This window comes from Streptomyces sp. NPDC049915 (genome assembly GCF_040656475.1).
Lineage (GTDB): Bacteria > Actinomycetota > Actinomycetes > Streptomycetales > Streptomycetaceae > Streptomyces.
This window is the reverse complement of sequence record NZ_JBFAMH010000001.1, coordinates 1-16,095: the sequence shown is the minus strand read 5'-3', so window position 1 is coordinate 16,095 and position 16,095 is coordinate 1. Positions and strand designations below refer to the sequence as shown.

Genomic DNA, 16,095 nt, shown 5'->3' with positions numbered 1-16,095 from the left:
GGGTCACTTCTTCGAGGACTCGACGGCGTGGCCGCCGAACTGGTTGCGCAGCGCGGCGATCATCTTCATCTGCGGCGAGTCGTCCTGGCGGGAGGCGAACCGGGCGAACAGGGAGGCCGTGATCGCGGGCAGCGGCACCGCGTTGTCGATGGCCGCCTCGACCGTCCAGCGGCCCTCGCCGGAGTCCTCGGCGTAACCGCGCAGCTTGTTCAGGTGCTCGTCCTCGTCGAGGGCGTTGACGGCGAGGTCCAGCAGCCAGGAGCGGATGACGGTGCCCTCCTGCCAGGAGCGGAAGACCTCGCGGACGTTCTCCACGGATTCGGCCTTCTCCAGCAGCTCCCAGCCCTCGGCGTACGCCTGCATCATGGCGTACTCGATGCCGTTGTGGACCATCTTCGCGAAGTGCCCGGCGCCCACCTTGCCCGCGTGGACGTAGCCGTAGGGGCCTTCCGGCTTCAGCGCGTCGAAGATGGGCTTGAGCCGGTCGACGTGCTCCTTCTCGCCGCCGACCATCAGCGCGTAGCCGTTCTCCAGGCCCCACACACCGCCGGAGACGCCCGCGTCGACGAAGCCGATGCCGCGCTTGGCGAGCTCCTCGGCGTGCTTCTCGTCGTCGGTCCAGCGGGAGTTGCCGCCGTCGATGACGGTGTCGCCGGGCTTGAGGATGCCCGACAGCTGGTCGATGACGTTCTGGGTGACGGCGCCGGCCGGGACCATCACCCACACCGCGCGCGGCGCGGCGAGCCGGTCGGCGAGCTCGACCAGGTTGTCGACGTCGGAGAGCTCGGGGTTGGTGTCGTATCCGACGACTTCGTGGCCGGCGTTGCGCAGACGCTCGCGCATGTTGCCGCCCATCTTGCCGAGACCAACAAGACCGATCTGCATGGTCACTTCACTTCCTTGAGGTCGCGGTAGGCCGCGACGAGCGCTGCGGTGGACGGGTCGAGGCCGGGCACGTCCGCACCCTCGGTGAGGGCGGGTTCCACCCGCTTGGCGAGGACCTTGCCCAGTTCCACGCCCCACTGGTCGAAGGAGTCGATGTTCCAGACCGCGCCCTGGACGAACACCTTGTGCTCGTAGAGGGCGACCAGCTGGCCGAGCACGGACGGGGTCAGCTCGCGGGCCAGGACGGTGGTGGTGGGGTGGTTGCCCTGGAAGGTGCGGGCGGTGACCTGCTCCTCGGGCACGCCCTCGGCGCGCACCTCGTCGGCGGTCTTGCCGAAGGCGAGGGCCTGGGTCTGGGCGAAGAAGTTGGCCATCAGCAGGTCGTGCTGGCCCTTGAGGCGGTCGCTCAGCTCGGCGACGGGACGGGCGAACCCGATGAAGTCGGCCGGGATCAGCTTGGTGCCCTGGTGGATCAACTGGTAGTAGGCGTGCTGGCCGTTGGTGCCCGGCGTGCCCCACACCACCGGCCCGGTCTGCCATTCCACCGGGCGCCCGTCGCGCTGCACCGACTTGCCGTTGGACTCCATGTCCAGCTGCTGCAGGTACGCGGTGAACTTCGACAGGTAGTGGCTGTACGGCAGAACGGCGTGCGACTGGGCGTCGAAGAAGTTGCCGTACCAGATGCCCAGCAGGCCCAGCAGGAGCGGGGCGTTGGCCTCGGCGGGCGCGGTGCGGAAGTGCTCGTCGACGGTGTGGAAGCCGTCGAGCATCTCCCGGAAGCGGTCCGGGCCGATGGCGATCATCAGCGACAGGCCGATCGCGGAGTCGTAGGAGTAGCGGCCGCCGACCCAGTCCCAGAACTCGAACATGTTGTCGACGTCGATGCCGAACTCGGTGACCTTCTCCGCGTTCGTCGACAGCGCGACGAAGTGCTTGGCCACCGCCTTGTCCTCGCCGCCCAGGCCCTGAAGCAGCCAGGCGCGGGCCGAGGTGGCGTTGGTGATCGTCTCGATCGTCGTGAAGGTCTTGGACGCGACGATGAACAGCGTCTCCGCCGGGTCCAGGTCGTGCACGGCCTCGTGCAGGTCGGCGCCGTCGACGTTGGAGACGAAACGGAACGTCAGGTCACGGGCCGTGAAGGCGCGCAGTGCCTCGTACGCCATCGCCGGGCCGAGGTCCGAGCCGCCGATGCCGATGTTGACGACGTTGCGGATGCGCTTGCCGGTGTGGCCGGTCCACTCGCCGGAGCGGACCCGCTCGGCGAAGGCGCTCATCTTGTCGAGCACGGCGTGCACCTTCGGCACCACGTTCTCGCCGTCGACCGCGATCACGGCGTCGCGCGGGGCACGCAGCGCGGTGTGCAGCACCGCCCGCTTCTCGGTGACGTTGATCTTCTCACCGCGGAACATCGCGTCGCGCAGCCCGAACACGTCGGTGGCGGTGGCCAGTTCCCGCAGCAGGGCGAGGGTCTCGTCCGTGATCAGGTTCTTCGAGTAGTCGATGCGCAGGTCGCCGACGCGCACCACGTACCGCTCGGCGCGCCCGGGGTCGCTCGCGAACAGCTCCCGCAGGTGCGCCTGCCACTGGGCGCGGTGGTCCTCCAGGGCGGTCCACTCGGGCCGCCGGGTCAGCAACGGGGTCTCAGACATGTGCGGGAGTCTCCTTGCTGCCCTCGCCGCGCAGGGCGATGGCGTACATCTCGTCGGCGTCGAGGCGGCGCAGTTCCTCGGCGATGAGTTCGGAGGTGGCGCGGACCTTCAGCGCCAGGGTGCGCGAGGGCTGGCCGGGCAGGGTCAGCGTGGCCAGCGGGCCCTCGGGCCGGTCGATGACGATCTCGCCCTCGGCCGTGCCCAGGCGTACGGCGGTGACGACCGGTCCGGCGGTGACGACCCGGTCCACGGTGACGCGGAGGCGGGCCTCCAGCCAGCGGGCCAGCAGCTCGGCGGCCGGGTTGTCGGCCTCGGCCTCGACGGCCGCCGAGATCACCTTCGCGCGGGCCTGGTCCAGGGCGGCGGCCAGCATCGAGCGCCACGGGGTGAGCCGGGTCCAGGCGAGGTCGGTGTCGCCGGGGGCGTAGGTGCGCTCCCGGGTCTGCAGCATCTCCAGCGGGTTCTCGACCGCGTACAGGTCGGTGATGCGGCGCTGGGCCAGCGCGCCGAGGGGGTCCTTGGAGGGGTTGTCCGGCGCGTCGACCGGCCACCACACGACGACCGGGGCGTCCGGCAGCAGCAGCGGCAGGACGACGGAGTCGGCGTGGTCGGACACCTCGCCGTAGGTGCGCAGCACGACCGTCTCGCCGGTGCCGGCCTCCGAGCCCACCCGGACCTCGGCGTCCAGCCGGGAGGCCTGGCGGTCGCGCGGGGTGCGGGCGTGCCGCTTGATGACGACCAGGGTGCGCGAGGGGTGCTCGTGCGAGGCCTCCTCGGCCGCCTTGATCGCGTCGTAGGCGTTCTCCTCGTCCGTGACGATGACCATCGTCAGGACCATGCCCACCGCCGGGGTGCCGATGGCACGGCGCCCCTGGACGAGCGCCTTGTTGACCTTGCTTGCCGTGGTGTCGGTCAGGTCGATCCTCATGGCCTGCGCCAGCTCCGTCCGTCTCGTGCGAGCATCTCGTCCGCTTCCTTGGGTCCCCAGCTGCCCGACGGGTACTGCGCCGGCCTGCCGTGCGCGGCCCAGTAGCCCTCGATCGGGTCGAGGATCTTCCAGGACTCTTCCACTTCCTGGTGACGCGGGAACAGGTTGGCGTCGCCGAGCAGCACATCCAGGATGAGGCGCTCGTACGCCTCCGGGCTGGACTCCGTGAAGGACTCGCCGTACGCGAAGTCCATCGTGACGTCCCGGATCTCCATCGAGGTGCCCGGCACCTTGGAGCCGAACCGGACGGTCATGCCCTCGTCGGGCTGCACCCGGATGACGATCGCGTTCTGGCCCAGCTCCTCCGTCGCCGTGGAGTCGAAGGGGGAGTGCGGGGCGCGCTGGAAGACCACCGCGATCTCCGTGACCCGGCGGCCCAGCCGCTTGCCGGTGCGCAGGTAGAACGGCACCCCGGCCCAGCGGCGGTTGTCGACGCCGAGCTTGATCGCGGCGTAGGTGTCGGTGGTGGAGTTCGGGTCGATGCCGTCCTCCTCCAGATAGCCGCGCACCTTCGTACCGCCCTGCCAGGCGGGCGCGTACTGGCCGCGTACGGTGTGCTTGCCGAGGTTGTCGGGCAGCCGTACCGCCTTGAGGACCTTGAGCTTCTCGGTGAGCAGCGACTCGGCGTCGAACGCGGCCGGCTCCTCCATGGCGGTGAGCGCCATCAGCTGGAGCAGATGGTTCTGGATGACGTCACGGGCCGAACCGATACCGTCGTAGTAGCCGGCGCGGCCGCCGATGCCGATGTCCTCGGCCATCGTGATCTGGATGTGGTCGACGTAGGACCGGTTCCAGATCGGCTCGAACATCTGGTTGGCGAAGCGCAGCGCCAGGATGTTCTGGACGGTCTCCTTGCCGAGGTAGTGGTCGATGCGGAACACCTGGTCCGGCTCGAACACCTCGTGCACGATCGCGTTCAGCTCACGGGCGCTGGCGAGATCGTGGCCGAACGGCTTCTCGATCACCGCGCGCCGCCAGGAGCCCTCGGGGCCGTCCGCCAGGCCGTGCTTCTTCAGCTGCTGGACGACCTTCGGGAAGAACTTCGGCGGCACCGACAGGTAGAAGGCGTAGTTGCCGCTGGTGCCGCGGGCGACGTCCAGCTCCTCGACGGTCTGGCGCAGCTGGTCGAAGGCGTTGTCGTCGTCGAAGTCGCCGGGGATGAACCGCATGCCCTCCGACAACTGCTGCCACACCTCCTCACGGAAGGGGGTGCGGGCGTGCTCCTTGACGGCGTCGTGCACGACCTGCGCGAAGTCCTGGTCCTCCCAGTCCCGGCGGGCGAAACCGACCAGGGAGAAGCCCGGCGGCAGCAGCCCGCGGTTGGCCAGGTCGTACACGGCCGGCATCAGCTTCTTGCGGGACAGGTCACCGGTCACGCCGAAGATGACGAGCCCCGAAGGGCCCGCGATCCGCGGCAGCCGGCGGTCGCGCGGATCGCGCAGCGGGTTGGCCCAGCCTGCGGCCGGAGCCGTCAGTTCCATCAGCGGTGTCGCGGTCATTTACGCTGCCACCCCCTTGCTGTCCATGGCCTTCGCCACGGCCGTCAGCAGGTCCTGCCAGGCCGTCTCGAACTTGGCGACGCCCTCGTCCTCCAGCTTCTGCACCACCGCGTCGTAGGAGATGCCGAGCTTCTCCACCGCCGCGAGGTCGGCGCGCGCCTGCGCGTAGCCGCCGGACACCGTGTCGCCGGTGATCTCGCCGTGGTCGGCGACGGCGTTCAGGGTGCCCTCGGGCATCGTGTTGACGGTGCCCGGGGCGACCAGCTCGTCCACGTACAGGGTGTCCTTGTACGCCGGGTCCTTCACCCCGGTCGACGCCCACAGCGGGCGCTGCTTGTTCGCCTTGGCTCCGGCCAGGGCGAGCCAGCGCTGACCGGCGAAGACCTCCTCGTAGGCCGCATAGGCGAGGCGGGCGTTGGCGAGGGCGGCGCGGCCCTTGAGCCCGAGCGCCTCGTCGGTGCCGAGGACGGTCAGGCGCTTGTCGATCTCGGCGTCCACGCGGGAGACGAAGAAGGACGCCACGGAGTGGATCGCGGACAGATCCAGGCCCTTTGCGGCGGCCTTCTCCAGGCCCGCGAGGTAGGCGTCCATCACCGCGCGGTAGCGCTCGAGGGAGAAGATCAGCGTGACGTTGACGCTGATGCCCTCGGCGATCACCTCGGTGATGGCGGGCAGACCGGCCTTGGTCGCCGGGATCTTGATCATGACGTTGGGGCGGTCCACCAGCCACGCGAGCTGCTTGGCCTCGGCGATCGTGGCCGCCGTGTGGTGCGCGAGACGGGGGTCGACCTCGATGGAGACCCGGCCGTCGCGGCCGCCGGTCGCCTCGTACACCGGGCGCAGCACATCGGCGGCGGCCCGTACGTCGGCGGTGGTCATCATGCGGACGGCCTCGTCGACCGTCACTCCGCGCACGGCCAGCTCGGTGAGCTGGGCCTCGTAGCCCTCGCCGGAGCCGATGGCGGCCTGGAAGATCGACGGGTTGGTGGTGACGCCGACGACGTGCTTCGTGGCGACGAGCTCGGCGAGGTTGCCGCTGTCGATGCGGGTGCGCGAGAGGTCGTCCAGCCAGATCGACACGCCCTCGTCGGACAGGCGCTTGAGGGCTACCGCGGGAGCGGTTGCTTCGGTCACAGTGATCATCTTCCTTCTGGCGATCGGATCAACCGCGCACGGCAGCCAGCGATTCCCGGGCTGCTGCGGCGACGTTCTCGGGGGTGAAGCCGTACTCGGCGAACAGGGTCGTGGCGTCGGCGGAGGCGCCGAAGTGCTCCAGGGACACGATGCGGCCGGCGTCGCCGACGTAGCGGTACCAGGTCAGACCGATGCCGGCCTCGACCGCGACCCGGGCCTTCACGGCCGGCGGCAGGACGGACTCGCGGTAGGCGCGGGGCTGCTCCTCGAACCACTCCACGGACGGCATCGACACCACGCGCGTGCCGATCCCCTCGGCCTCCAGCCGCTCCCGCGCGGCGACGGCGAGCTGTACCTCGGAGCCGGTGGCGATGACGATCACCTCCGGGGTCTTCGTGGACGACTCGCGCAGCACGTAGCCGCCCTTCGCCGCGTCCGGGTTCGGCGCGTACGTCGGCACGCCCTGGCGGGTGAGCGCGAGCCCGTGCGGGGCCGGACGGGTGGCGTGCCTCTTCAGGATCTCGGCCCAGGCAGCCGCGGTCTCGTTGGCATCGGCCGGGCGGACGACGTTCAGACCCGGAATGGCGCGCAGCGAGGCCAGGTGCTCCACCGGCTGGTGGGTCGGCCCGTCCTCGCCGAGGCCGATCGAGTCGTGCGTCCACACGTAGGTCACCGGCAGCTGCATCAGCGCCGACATCCGCACGGCGTTGCGCATGTAGTCGGAGAACACCAGGAAGGTGCCGCCGTAGACGCGGGTGTTGCCGTGCAGGGCGATGCCGTTCATCTCCGCGGCCATGGAGAACTCGCGGATCCCGAAGTGGACGGTACGGCCGTACGGGTTCGCCTCGGGCAGCGGGTTGCCCTCGGGCAGGAACGAGGACGTCTTGTCGATGGTGGTGTTGTTGGAGCCGGCCAGGTCGGCGGAGCCGCCCCACAGCTCGGGGATCACCGCGCCGAGCGACTGCAGGACCTTGCCGGAGGCGGCGCGGGTCGCGGCGGCCTTGCCCTCCTCGAACGCCGGCAGGGCCTCCTCCCAGCCCTCGGGGAGCCGGCCGGCGACGATCCGGTCGAACAGCTCGGCGCGCTCCGGCCGCTCCTCGCGCCAGACGGCGATCTGCTTGTCCCAGGCGGCGTGCGCGTCGGCGCCCCGGTCCAGGGCGGCGCGGGTGTGGGTGAGGACGTCGGCGTCGACCTGGAAGACCTGCTCGGGGTCGAAGCCCAGCAGGCGCTTGGTGGCGGCGACCTCCGCCTCGCCGAGCGCGGAGCCGTGGGCGGCCTCGGTGTTCCGGGCGTTCGGGGCGGGCCAGGCGATGACCGTGCGCATCGCGATGATCGACGGCCGTTCGGTCTCGGCCTGCGCGGCCTTCAGGGCGGCGTACAGGGCGTGTACGTCGATGTCGCCGTCCCCGGCGGGCTCGATGCGCTGGGTGTGCCAGCCGTAGGCCTCGTACCGCTTCAGCACGTCCTCGGAGAACGCGGTCGCGGTGTCGCCCTCGATGGAGATGTGGTTGTCGTCGTAGAGGAAGACCAGGTTGCCGAGCTTCTGGTGGCCGGCGAGGGAGGAGGCCTCGGCGGAGACGCCCTCCTGGAGGTCGCCGTCGGAGACGATCGCCCAGATCGTGTGGTCGAAGGGTGACTCGCCGGCCGGGGCCTCGGGATCGAACAGGCCGCGCTCGTAGCGGGCGGCCATCGCCATGCCGACGGCGTTCGCGACGCCCTGGCCGAGCGGGCCGGTGGTGGTCTCCACACCGGCCGTGTGCCCGTACTCGGGGTGGCCGGGCGTCTTCGAGCCGTGCGTGCGGAACGCCTTCAGGTCGTCCAGCTCCAGCTCGTACCCGGCGAGGTACAGCTGGGTGTAGAGGGTCAGCGACGTGTGGCCGGGGGAGAGGACGAAACGGTCACGGCCGGTCCACTCCGGGTCGGCGGGGTCGTGCCGCATCACCTTCTGAAAGATCGTGTACGCCGCCGGGGCCAGGGCCATGGCGGTGCCGGGGTGGCCGTTGCCGACCTTCTGCACGGCATCCGCGGCCAGCAGCCGTGCGGTGTCGACGGCACGCCGGTCGAGGTCGGTCCACTCGAGGGTGTCGGGTGTCTGCGTGCTCATCTTCAAGAAGTCCTCGCAAGAAGCGCTGCTTATGCTCTGACGTGTTCAAACTTAAAAGTCTGACTTTTTCGCCGGAAGGTCTGCGTGTGTCAGCCTGTGGTGAAAGTGGGACACCGAGCGCGCGACCGGGACGGCACGAGACGGACATGGCGGACACAACCAGGCAAGACGGCGACGCCGGCGAGGATGCGGACGGGATCAGAACGTTCCCCTTCCCGGTGGGTCTGAGCGTCGGCGGTGTGGGCATGCAGGTCGGCCCGATGGGCAGCGGTCGCACCTGGCACTCCGAGGCTCCTCTCGACCGCGTCCACCGCATCGACTTCCACGTCGTCATGCTCTTCACGCACGGCCCCGTCCGCCACATGGTCGACTTCGCCGAGTACGAGGCGAACGCCGGTGACGTCCTGTGGATCCGCCCGGGTCAGGTCCACCGCTTCTCGAAACAGAGCGAGTACCGCGGAACCGTCCTGACCATGCAGCCCGGCTTCCTGCCCCGCACGACCGTCGAGGCCACCGGCCTGTACCGCTACGACCTGCCGCCCCTGCTCCACCCCGCCCCGGCCCAGCTCACCGGGTTGCGCACGGCCCTGGAGCAGCTCCGGCGCGAGTACGAGGACACGGACACCCTCCCGCTGAGCCTGCACACGGCGGTGCTGCGGCACACCCTGACCGCGTTCCTGCTGCGCCTCGCGCATCTCGCCGCCAGTTCCGCGGAGGCGGCGCGGCACCAGAGCGACACCACCTTCACCCGCTTCCGGGACGCGGTGGAGGAGGGCTTCGCCACCAACCACAGCGTCAGCGCCTATGCCGACGCCCTCGGTTACTCCCGCCGCACCCTGGTCCGCGCGGTGCGCGCCGCCACCGGGGAGACGCCCAAGGGCTTCATCGACAAACGGGTCGTCCTGGAGGCCAAGCGGCTGCTGGCCCACACCGATCTGCCCATCGGCAGGGTCGGCGCGGCGGTCGGCTTCCCCGACGCGGCGAACTTCTCCAAATTCTTCCACCAGCACACCGACCGGACGCCGGCGGCGTTCCGGGCGGAGCTGCGGTAGGGAGCGGCCGGCGGGCCGATCACGTGCCGCACGTGCACATGTGTCACGCGTCGTGTCGGTGGTGTCGGCGTGGGAAGGCGGCCGGCGGCGGTCGCCGCCGGCCTGCCGTCCAGGCTCAACACCCAGGTGCGCAGGGCTCGTTTTGCCGCCACCGCAAAAACTCTGGGAGGGGCCGCCACCCGGCCGCAGCATGGCCGGGCACCCGCCCCCGCATCCGAGAGGTGAAGCCATGACCATCACCGCGCCGGCGCTCTCCGCGCCGCCCCCGCTGAGCAGGCGAAGACGCCGGACCGTCCTGGCCGTCTGCTGTCTCAGCATGTTTCTGGTCGGCCTGGACACCACCATCGTCAACGTGGCGCTCCCCGCCGTCGGCGACGGCCTGGACATCGGCACCCGCGGCCTGGAATGGACCGTGGACGCCTACACCGTCGTCCTGGCCGGTCTGCTGATCTCCGCCGGCGCGCTGGCGGACCGGCTGGGCCGCCGCCGGGTGTTCCAGTGCGGCCTGGCCGTCTTCGGAGTCGCCTCCCTGGCCTGTGCTCTCGCCCCGTCGGCGGGCGTGCTCGTCGCGGCCCGTGCCGTGCAGGGCGTCGGCGCCTCGATGCTCAGCCCCGTCGCCCTGGCGATCGTCGTGAACGTGATGCCCGATCCCCGGGAACGGGCGCAGGCCATCGGCGTGTGGGCGTCGGTGTTCGGCCTCAGCATGGCCGCCGGACCGGTCACCGGCGGCGCGCTCGTCGCCGCGCTCGGCTGGCGGTCGGTGTTCTGGATCAATGCGCCGGTCGTTGTCGCCGCTCTTGTGCTCAGCGCGCTGCTGGTGCCCGAGTCCCGGGCGGCAGGGCGGGCGCGCCGGCTCGATCTGCCCGGCCAGTTCCTGCTCACCGCGGTCATCGCCGTCACGATCGGCCTCCTCATCGAAGGGCCGCACATCGGCTGGACCTCGCCCTGGGTCCTCGCGGGCTACGCGTGCGCGGCCCTGGCGACCGCGGCGTTCGCGTGGGCCGAGCTGCGGCGCGGCGAGCCGCTGATCGACCCACGGCTCTTCCGGCGCCCGGTGTTCACCGGAGCGGTCCTCGGAGCCGTGGCCGTGTTCGTCGCCCTCAACGCGACCCTGCTGCTCAACACCCTCTACCTCCAGCACACCCGGGGCTGGACTGCCTTGCAGGCCGGAGCGGCCACCTTGCCCATGGCCGTCGGCGCGACGCTGTGCGCCCCCTGGTCCGGGTACCTGGTCGGCCGCGTCGGCCCCCGGCGGCCGCTCGCCCTGGGCGGCGCGTTCATCGCGGCCGGCGGTCTCAGCCTCGTCGCGCTCGACCGGGAAACCAGCGTCCTCCTGTTGCTGACGGCCTATCTGCTCATCGGCACCGGATTCGGATTCGCCAACGCCCCTCTCACCAACACCGCGGTCAGCGCGCTGCCGCGCAGCCGCGCCGGCGTGGGGGGAGCCATCACCTCCACCGCACGCCAGCTCGGCTCCGCCCTCGGCATCGCCCTGGCCGGCGGCCTGGTGGCCGGCGCCGGTGCCGCCGATCTCGCGCACGCCTCCCGTCCGGGCTGGCTCATGGTCACCGCCTGCGGGCTGTTCCTGCTCCTGGTGGCCCGCACGGCCCGGCCGGGCAGTGGACCCTGAGCACCCGGGGATGATGCTGGGCCGACCCCGGGCGCTCCTGGACGCGGGCGGACTCAGTGCCCGAAGTCGAACCAGTTCATGTTGACGAAGTCCGCGGGCTGCCCGCTGGTGAAGGTCAGGTAGACGTCGTGGACGCCGGTGACGCCGCCGATGTTCGCCGGGACCGTCCGCCAGGACTGCCAGCCGCCGGTGTTGGCCAGGGCGAAGCTGCCGATCGGAGCGTTGCTGCGGCTGTCGAGGCGCACCTCGACGAGCCCGCTCACACCGGACGCGGCACCGCTCGCCACCCGGGCGTAGAACTGACGGGCCGCCGTGGAACCGAAGTTGACGCCCTTGTACAGGGCCCAGTCACCGTTCGCCACGGCACCGATGTTCTGCCCGCCGCCGCTGTCGGAGGTGGCCTCGGTGATCGTGCCGGACTGGCTGTCGTAGGACTCCGCCTGCACGGGGCTGTAGGCGTCGCGGTTGCCGGACGGCGGGGGAGTGGGCGGAGGAGTGGTACCGCCCCCACCGGACGACAGCACCTGGACGTAGTCCACGACCATCGGATGGCCGGGCTGGGTGTCGCCGTCCAGTCCGCCGCCGAAGGCGTCCGGGAAGCCGCCGCCCATGGCCACGTTGAGGATGACGAAGAAGCCGTGGTTCGTGGCGTTGGCCCAGGTGGCCGCGTCCATCTGGTTCGCCGTCACCGTGTGGTAGACGACGCCGTCGACCGAGAAGCGGATCGCCTCCGGGCTCACCGAGCGGTCCCATTCCATCGCGTAGGTGTGGAAACCCGACTGGCAGGTGGTGTTCGGGCACGCGGTGGAGTTGCCGATGCCGGTGGTCTCGTTGCAGGGGCCGCCCGGGCTGGTGCCGCAGTGCATCGTGGCCCACACCTTGTTCAGGCCCTGCACGTTCTCCATGATGTCCAGCTCGCCGACGCCGGGCCAGTTCTGGTAGTTGCCCCGGTACGGCGCGCCCAGGGCCCAGAACGCCGGCCAGTAGCCCTCGGCGGCGGTGCCGGTGACGTTGGGCATCTGGATCCGGCCCTCGACGCGCAGCTTGCCGCCGGCCGGCGGCTGGAAGTCGGTGCGTGCGGTCTCGATACGGCCGGACGTCCAGCGGCCGGAGGCGTCGCGAAGCGGGGTGATGCGCAGATTGCCGCTGCCGTCGAGCGAGACGTTGCTCGTGCTGCTGGTCATCGTCTCGACCTCGCCGGTGCCCCAGTTGGCGGGGCCGCCGGGGTAGGAGATGCCGGTGTCGTACTGCCAGTTGGCGGTGTTGACGCCGGAGCCCGCGGGGCCGTCGAAGTCGTCGAGGAACACGCGCGTCCAGCCGGAGGGGGGCGTCGGCGCGGCGGCGTCGGCGGACGGGACGGCGATGCCCGCCGCGGCGGCGGCCAGGCCGAGGGTGCCGAAGGCGGCGACGAGGGCCCGCCGCAGCGGGCGACGTCTGGGCGTGCCGGGGGATTCGGTCATGGGGGGTGCCTCTCGGAGTCGCAAGCGGATGCTGTTTGAGAGCGCTCTCAAGTGCCGCCAATGTGCTCTCCGCCGCTGCGACCGTCAAGAGGTTGAAGGCAACAAAGTCCGTGTGTGGCGGGCGAGTTCGGGTCGCGAATACCGCGAAGGGGGTGAACGTCCCGGGATGCGCTGCCGCCCGAGGGCGGCCTGCGCCGCAACGCCCGCAACCCCCCGGGGCCTCCGGGTCGGCGAGGACAGGGACCACGGCTGCGGTGTCAGTCCGCTGAAGTATCCTTCCCGCCACCGCACACCGACTGGGAGGATCAAGAGAATTGACCGGCCTGTCCGCTTTCCCGCTGCCCTTTCATGCTTCCCGTTCCATATCGTTCGCAACACCCCGAACGCTGCGGGAACTTCAGATGATGCAGTGCAGCGCGCACATTCGGGAGAAGCCCGGGTGGTTCGACAAGATGAACGATGCGGAAATCGTTGCGCGGTGGACGAAAGAAGCTCTCGCTCAGGGTCTCACCGAAGCGCAGGTTCGTTACGTGCTTGCCGAACTCGTGCATTATGCCGCGCTGCGGGACGAACGCACCGGCATCGAGGTGTCCGCCGTCGACGGGGTGTGGCAGTCGGACACGCTGGTCGACGACAAGCTCGGATCCCGGCTGCGCGAGGCGGTCCGGGTGCTGGAAGAGGTCCCCGAAGCAGAACAGGACTGGCACCCCGGGTCCGACGGCCAGGTGCTGGATCTGGTTCATCCCTCACTTTTCTGCCTGGTGAGAGAGGTGAGCGGTGCGCCCGAGCGGGCGTGGCAGAACCCGACGGACCGGTACTCGAAGTACGAGTTCTCGGAGAAATTCCAGTGGCTGCCCACGGACGTCGACGTCAGTGACGACGGCGATGTCACCTTCCGTTCGTACGTGAACAACGTCCACCCCGAGACTCACCGCGAACTCGCCTCCGTCCTGCCGGACTTGTTCGCGTGCCTGCGCCCGCTGCTGGAGAAGGTGCTCACCGATCTGCGCCATCCGCGGCCCCTGCGGATCGAGGCCGATCCTTACGGGTGGTACGACTCGGAGCCGGAGCAGCCGGACCATTCCTCCTTCAGCGATGACGAGGCCTACCAAGAAGCCGTCCGCGCATGGGAAGAGGCCTCGGACGACTGGTGGGAGAACCGCCGCCCGGTCATCCCGGACGCCCCGGACTTCACCCCGCCCGAGGTGCCCGACGAATCCGCCCTGGTCGACCTGCGCGGCCGCCGTCTCCAGATCATCGTCAAGCTCGCCACCATTCATCTCACCCCGGACAAGCCCGAGTACCCCGGCGGCTCCTGGCACGTCGAGGGGATGCTGAACGAGCGGATCGTCTCGACCGGCATCTACTACTGGGACAGCGAGAACATCACCGAAAGCCGGCTGAGTTTCCGGGCGGCACTCGACGATCCGGACTACGAACAGAGCGACGACAACGGTATGCGTGAGGTCTACGGCCTGGAGAACGAGGACGCACTGAACCAGATGCTGGGATCGGCCTCCACCCCGGCCGGCCGCTGCCTGGCGTTCCCGAACATCCTGCAACACCGCGTCGGCTCGTTCCGCCTGGCGGACCCCACCCGCCCGGGACATCGGAAAATTCTCGCCTTCTTCCTGGTCGACCCGTCGGAAAAGATCGTCTCGACGTCCGATGTGCCACCGCAGCAACCATGGTCCGACACCTCGACCATGACGCTCGAACAGGCCAAGAACTACCGCGAACAACTCATGCAGGAACGCAAGTTCTTCGTCGACGAACACAACGAGCAGCTTTACGAACGAGAATTCTCCCTCTGCGAGCACTGAACCTCGTCTGCCCTCGCCTCGTCGGCGAGCGGCGCTCGCCGTCGCCTCCCCGCTCAGTCGAGGCCGGCCTCCGCGACGCGCAGGAGCAGCGTGTGCAGGGTCTCGCGGTCGGCGTCGTCGAGCGGGGCGAGCAGTTCCGCCGTCACGCGCCGGCCCGCCTCGTCGGTGCCGCGCAGGAAGGCGCGGCCGGCGTCGGTCAGGACGACGATCCGGCTGCGGCGGTCGTCGGGCGCCGGGCGGCGCTCGGCCAGGCCCTGCTTCTCCAGGTCGTCGACGAGGCCGACGATCGCGCTCGGGTCGTACCCGAGCCGGGCGGCCAGCTCACGCTGAAGGGCGCCCTCGGAGGTGGCGAGGAAGCGCAGCACCGCGTAGTGGCGCAGCCGCAGCCCGGACTCCTGCAGGAACGCGTTGAACAGCTGTCCGGAGCGCAGGCCGAGCCGGTGGAGCAGATAACCGGCGTCCGCGTGAAGCGCGCGCATCCAGGGCTCGTCCGCGTCGATCGGGGTGGTCTGCTTCGTCTGCCGCGGGCTGATGGCGCTCTCCCTGGTACGCGGTCGTCGGGTGTCCCAGGATGCCGGATCCGAGGGCGTGCAACAACTATTGCATGCTGCAATTATTGGGTCCGGCTGCCATCGTGCCGACCCGCACCGCGCCACCGCGGTGAGCGCGGCGGGACCGGCCGGGGTGCCGGGTAGGGTTCCCGCGTGGCGGACGAGGTGGGAGCGGTATGAGGCTGACGATTCTGGGCGGCGGCGGATTCCGGGTGCCGCTGGTGTACGGGGCCCTGCTGACGGACCGCGCCGAGGGCCGCGTCACCGAGGTGGTCCTGCACGATGTGGACGCCGGCCGGCTCGCCGCCGTCGCCCGGGTGCTGGCCGAGCAGGCGGCGGCCGTCCCGGACGCCCCGCGCGTGACGACGGCCACCGACCTCGACGAGGCGCTGCGCGGCGCCGACTTCGTCTTCTCCGCGATCCGCGTCGGCGGACTCGCGGGCCGCGCCGACGACGAGCGGGTCGCGCTGGCCGAGGGGGTCCTCGGCCAGGAGACGGTCGGCGCGGGCGGCATCGCCTACGGGCTGCGCACGGTGCCGGTCGCCGTGGACATCGCCCGCCGTGTGGCCGCGCTCGCGCCGGACGCGTGGGTCATCAACTTCACCAACCCGGCGGGGCTGGTCACCGAGGCCATGTCCCGGCACCTCGGGGACCGGGTGATCGGCATCTGCGACTCACCGGTCGGCCTCGGCCGCCGTATCGCCCGGGTGCTCGGTGCGGACCCGGGGCAGGCGTGGATCGACTACGTCGGCCTCAACCACCTCGGCTGGGTACGCGGCCTGCGCGTGGCCGGGCGCGACGAACTGCCGCGGCTGCTCGCCGACGACGAGCTGCTCACCTCCTTCGAGGAGGGCAAGCTGTTCGGCGCCGAGTGGCTGCGCTCGCTGGGCGCGATCCCCAACGAATACCTGCACTACTACTACTTCAACCGCGAGACCGTCTCCGCCTACCAGCAGGCCGAGCGCACCCGCGGCGCCTTCCTGCGCGACCAGCAGGCCCGCTTCTACGACGAGGTGCGCGACCCGGCGACCCCCGCCCTGGCCGCCTGGAACCGCACCCGCGCCGAGCGCGAGGCGACCTACATGGCGGAGAACCGGGAGGCGGCCGGCGCGGGCGAGCGCGACGCCGACGACCTGTCCGGCGGTTACGAGAAGGTGGCGCTGGCACTGATGCGGGCCATCGCCCGCGACGAGCGCACCACGCTGATCCTCAACGTCCGCAACCGCTCCACCCTGGCGGCGCTGGATGCCGAGGCGGTGATCGAGGTGCCCTGTCTGGTCGACGCGAACGGCGCGCACCCGGTGGCGGTCGACCCGCTGC

12 protein-coding genes are annotated in these 16,095 nt (G+C 70.6%); 4 read left to right on the top strand and 8 right to left on the bottom strand.

The window, feature by feature from the left end; genetic code table 11:
• Positions 1 to 3 precede the first annotated feature (3 nt).
• Genes gnd through tkt form a run of 6 tightly spaced genes read right to left on the bottom strand, consistent with a single transcriptional unit; the run spans position 4 to position 8,259 of the window.
• Positions 4 to 885, bottom strand: a complete 882-nt coding sequence (gene gnd / locus AB0J12_RS00060) for a phosphogluconate dehydrogenase (NAD(+)-dependent, decarboxylating) (protein ID WP_363262259.1) — start codon at positions 883 to 885, stop codon at positions 4 to 6.
• A gap of 2 nt (positions 886 to 887) precedes the next feature.
• A complete protein-coding gene (pgi, locus tag AB0J12_RS00055) occupies positions 888 to 2,534 on the bottom strand; it encodes a glucose-6-phosphate isomerase (RefSeq protein ID WP_363261798.1) in 1,647 nt (548 codons plus the stop codon).
• A complete protein-coding gene (opcA, locus tag AB0J12_RS00050; protein WP_363261797.1) occupies positions 2,527 to 3,462 on the bottom strand; it encodes a glucose-6-phosphate dehydrogenase assembly protein OpcA in 936 nt (311 codons plus the stop codon). Before opcA ends, pgi begins: the two co-directional genes overlap by 8 nt.
• Positions 3,459 to 5,021, bottom strand: a complete 1,563-nt coding sequence (zwf, locus tag AB0J12_RS00045) for a glucose-6-phosphate dehydrogenase (protein WP_363261796.1) — start codon at positions 5,019 to 5,021, stop codon at positions 3,459 to 3,461. The genes opcA and zwf overlap by 4 nt, the downstream gene beginning before the upstream one ends.
• Positions 5,022 to 6,164 carry a transaldolase gene (gene tal, locus AB0J12_RS00040; RefSeq protein ID WP_363261795.1) on the bottom strand — a complete coding sequence of 381 codons (1,143 nt, stop codon included), beginning with the start codon at positions 6,162 to 6,164 and terminating at the stop codon, positions 5,022 to 5,024.
• A gap of 19 nt (positions 6,165 to 6,183) precedes the next feature.
• Positions 6,184 to 8,259 (bottom strand): transketolase, encoded by a 2,076-nt coding sequence (gene tkt / locus AB0J12_RS00035; RefSeq protein WP_363261794.1) that lies wholly within the window; start codon positions 8,257 to 8,259, stop codon positions 6,184 to 6,186.
• Positions 8,260 to 8,405: 146 nt separating this feature from the next.
• On the opposite strand from tkt, the gene AB0J12_RS00030 reads away from it, so the two are divergent.
• Positions 8,406 to 9,311: an AraC family transcriptional regulator gene (locus AB0J12_RS00030; protein WP_363261793.1), complete on the top strand. Its 906-nt coding sequence runs from the start codon at positions 8,406 to 8,408 to the stop codon at positions 9,309 to 9,311.
• Positions 9,312 to 9,540: 229 nt separating this feature from the next.
• Complete coding sequence (locus AB0J12_RS00025; RefSeq protein ID WP_363261792.1) at positions 9,541 to 10,941, top strand: MFS transporter; 1,401 nt, start codon at positions 9,541 to 9,543, stop codon at positions 10,939 to 10,941.
• Positions 10,942 to 10,994: 53 nt separating this feature from the next.
• Here the strand turns inward: AB0J12_RS00025 and AB0J12_RS00020 are convergent, their stop codons facing one another.
• Positions 10,995 to 12,401: a glycoside hydrolase family 16 protein gene (locus AB0J12_RS00020; RefSeq protein WP_363261791.1), complete on the bottom strand. Its 1,407-nt coding sequence runs from the start codon at positions 12,399 to 12,401 to the stop codon at positions 10,995 to 10,997.
• Positions 12,402 to 12,715: 314 nt separating this feature from the next.
• On the opposite strand from AB0J12_RS00020, the gene AB0J12_RS00015 reads away from it, so the two are divergent.
• The gene (locus AB0J12_RS00015) at positions 12,716 to 14,224 is read left to right on the top strand and encodes a DUF4246 domain-containing protein (RefSeq protein WP_363261790.1); all 1,509 of its coding nucleotides are present in this window, start codon (positions 12,716 to 12,718) and stop codon (positions 14,222 to 14,224) included.
• Positions 14,225 to 14,277: 53 nt separating this feature from the next.
• Here the strand turns inward: AB0J12_RS00015 and AB0J12_RS00010 are convergent, their stop codons facing one another.
• Positions 14,278 to 14,703 carry a MarR family transcriptional regulator gene (locus AB0J12_RS00010; protein ID WP_363261789.1) on the bottom strand — a complete coding sequence of 142 codons (426 nt, stop codon included), beginning with the start codon at positions 14,701 to 14,703 and terminating at the stop codon, positions 14,278 to 14,280.
• 248 nt (positions 14,704 to 14,951) lie between these two features.
• On the opposite strand from AB0J12_RS00010, the gene AB0J12_RS00005 reads away from it, so the two are divergent.
• Positions 14,952 to 16,095 (top strand): 6-phospho-beta-glucosidase (locus tag AB0J12_RS00005; RefSeq protein WP_363261788.1); only part of this gene is annotated, 1,144 nt, incomplete at its 3' end.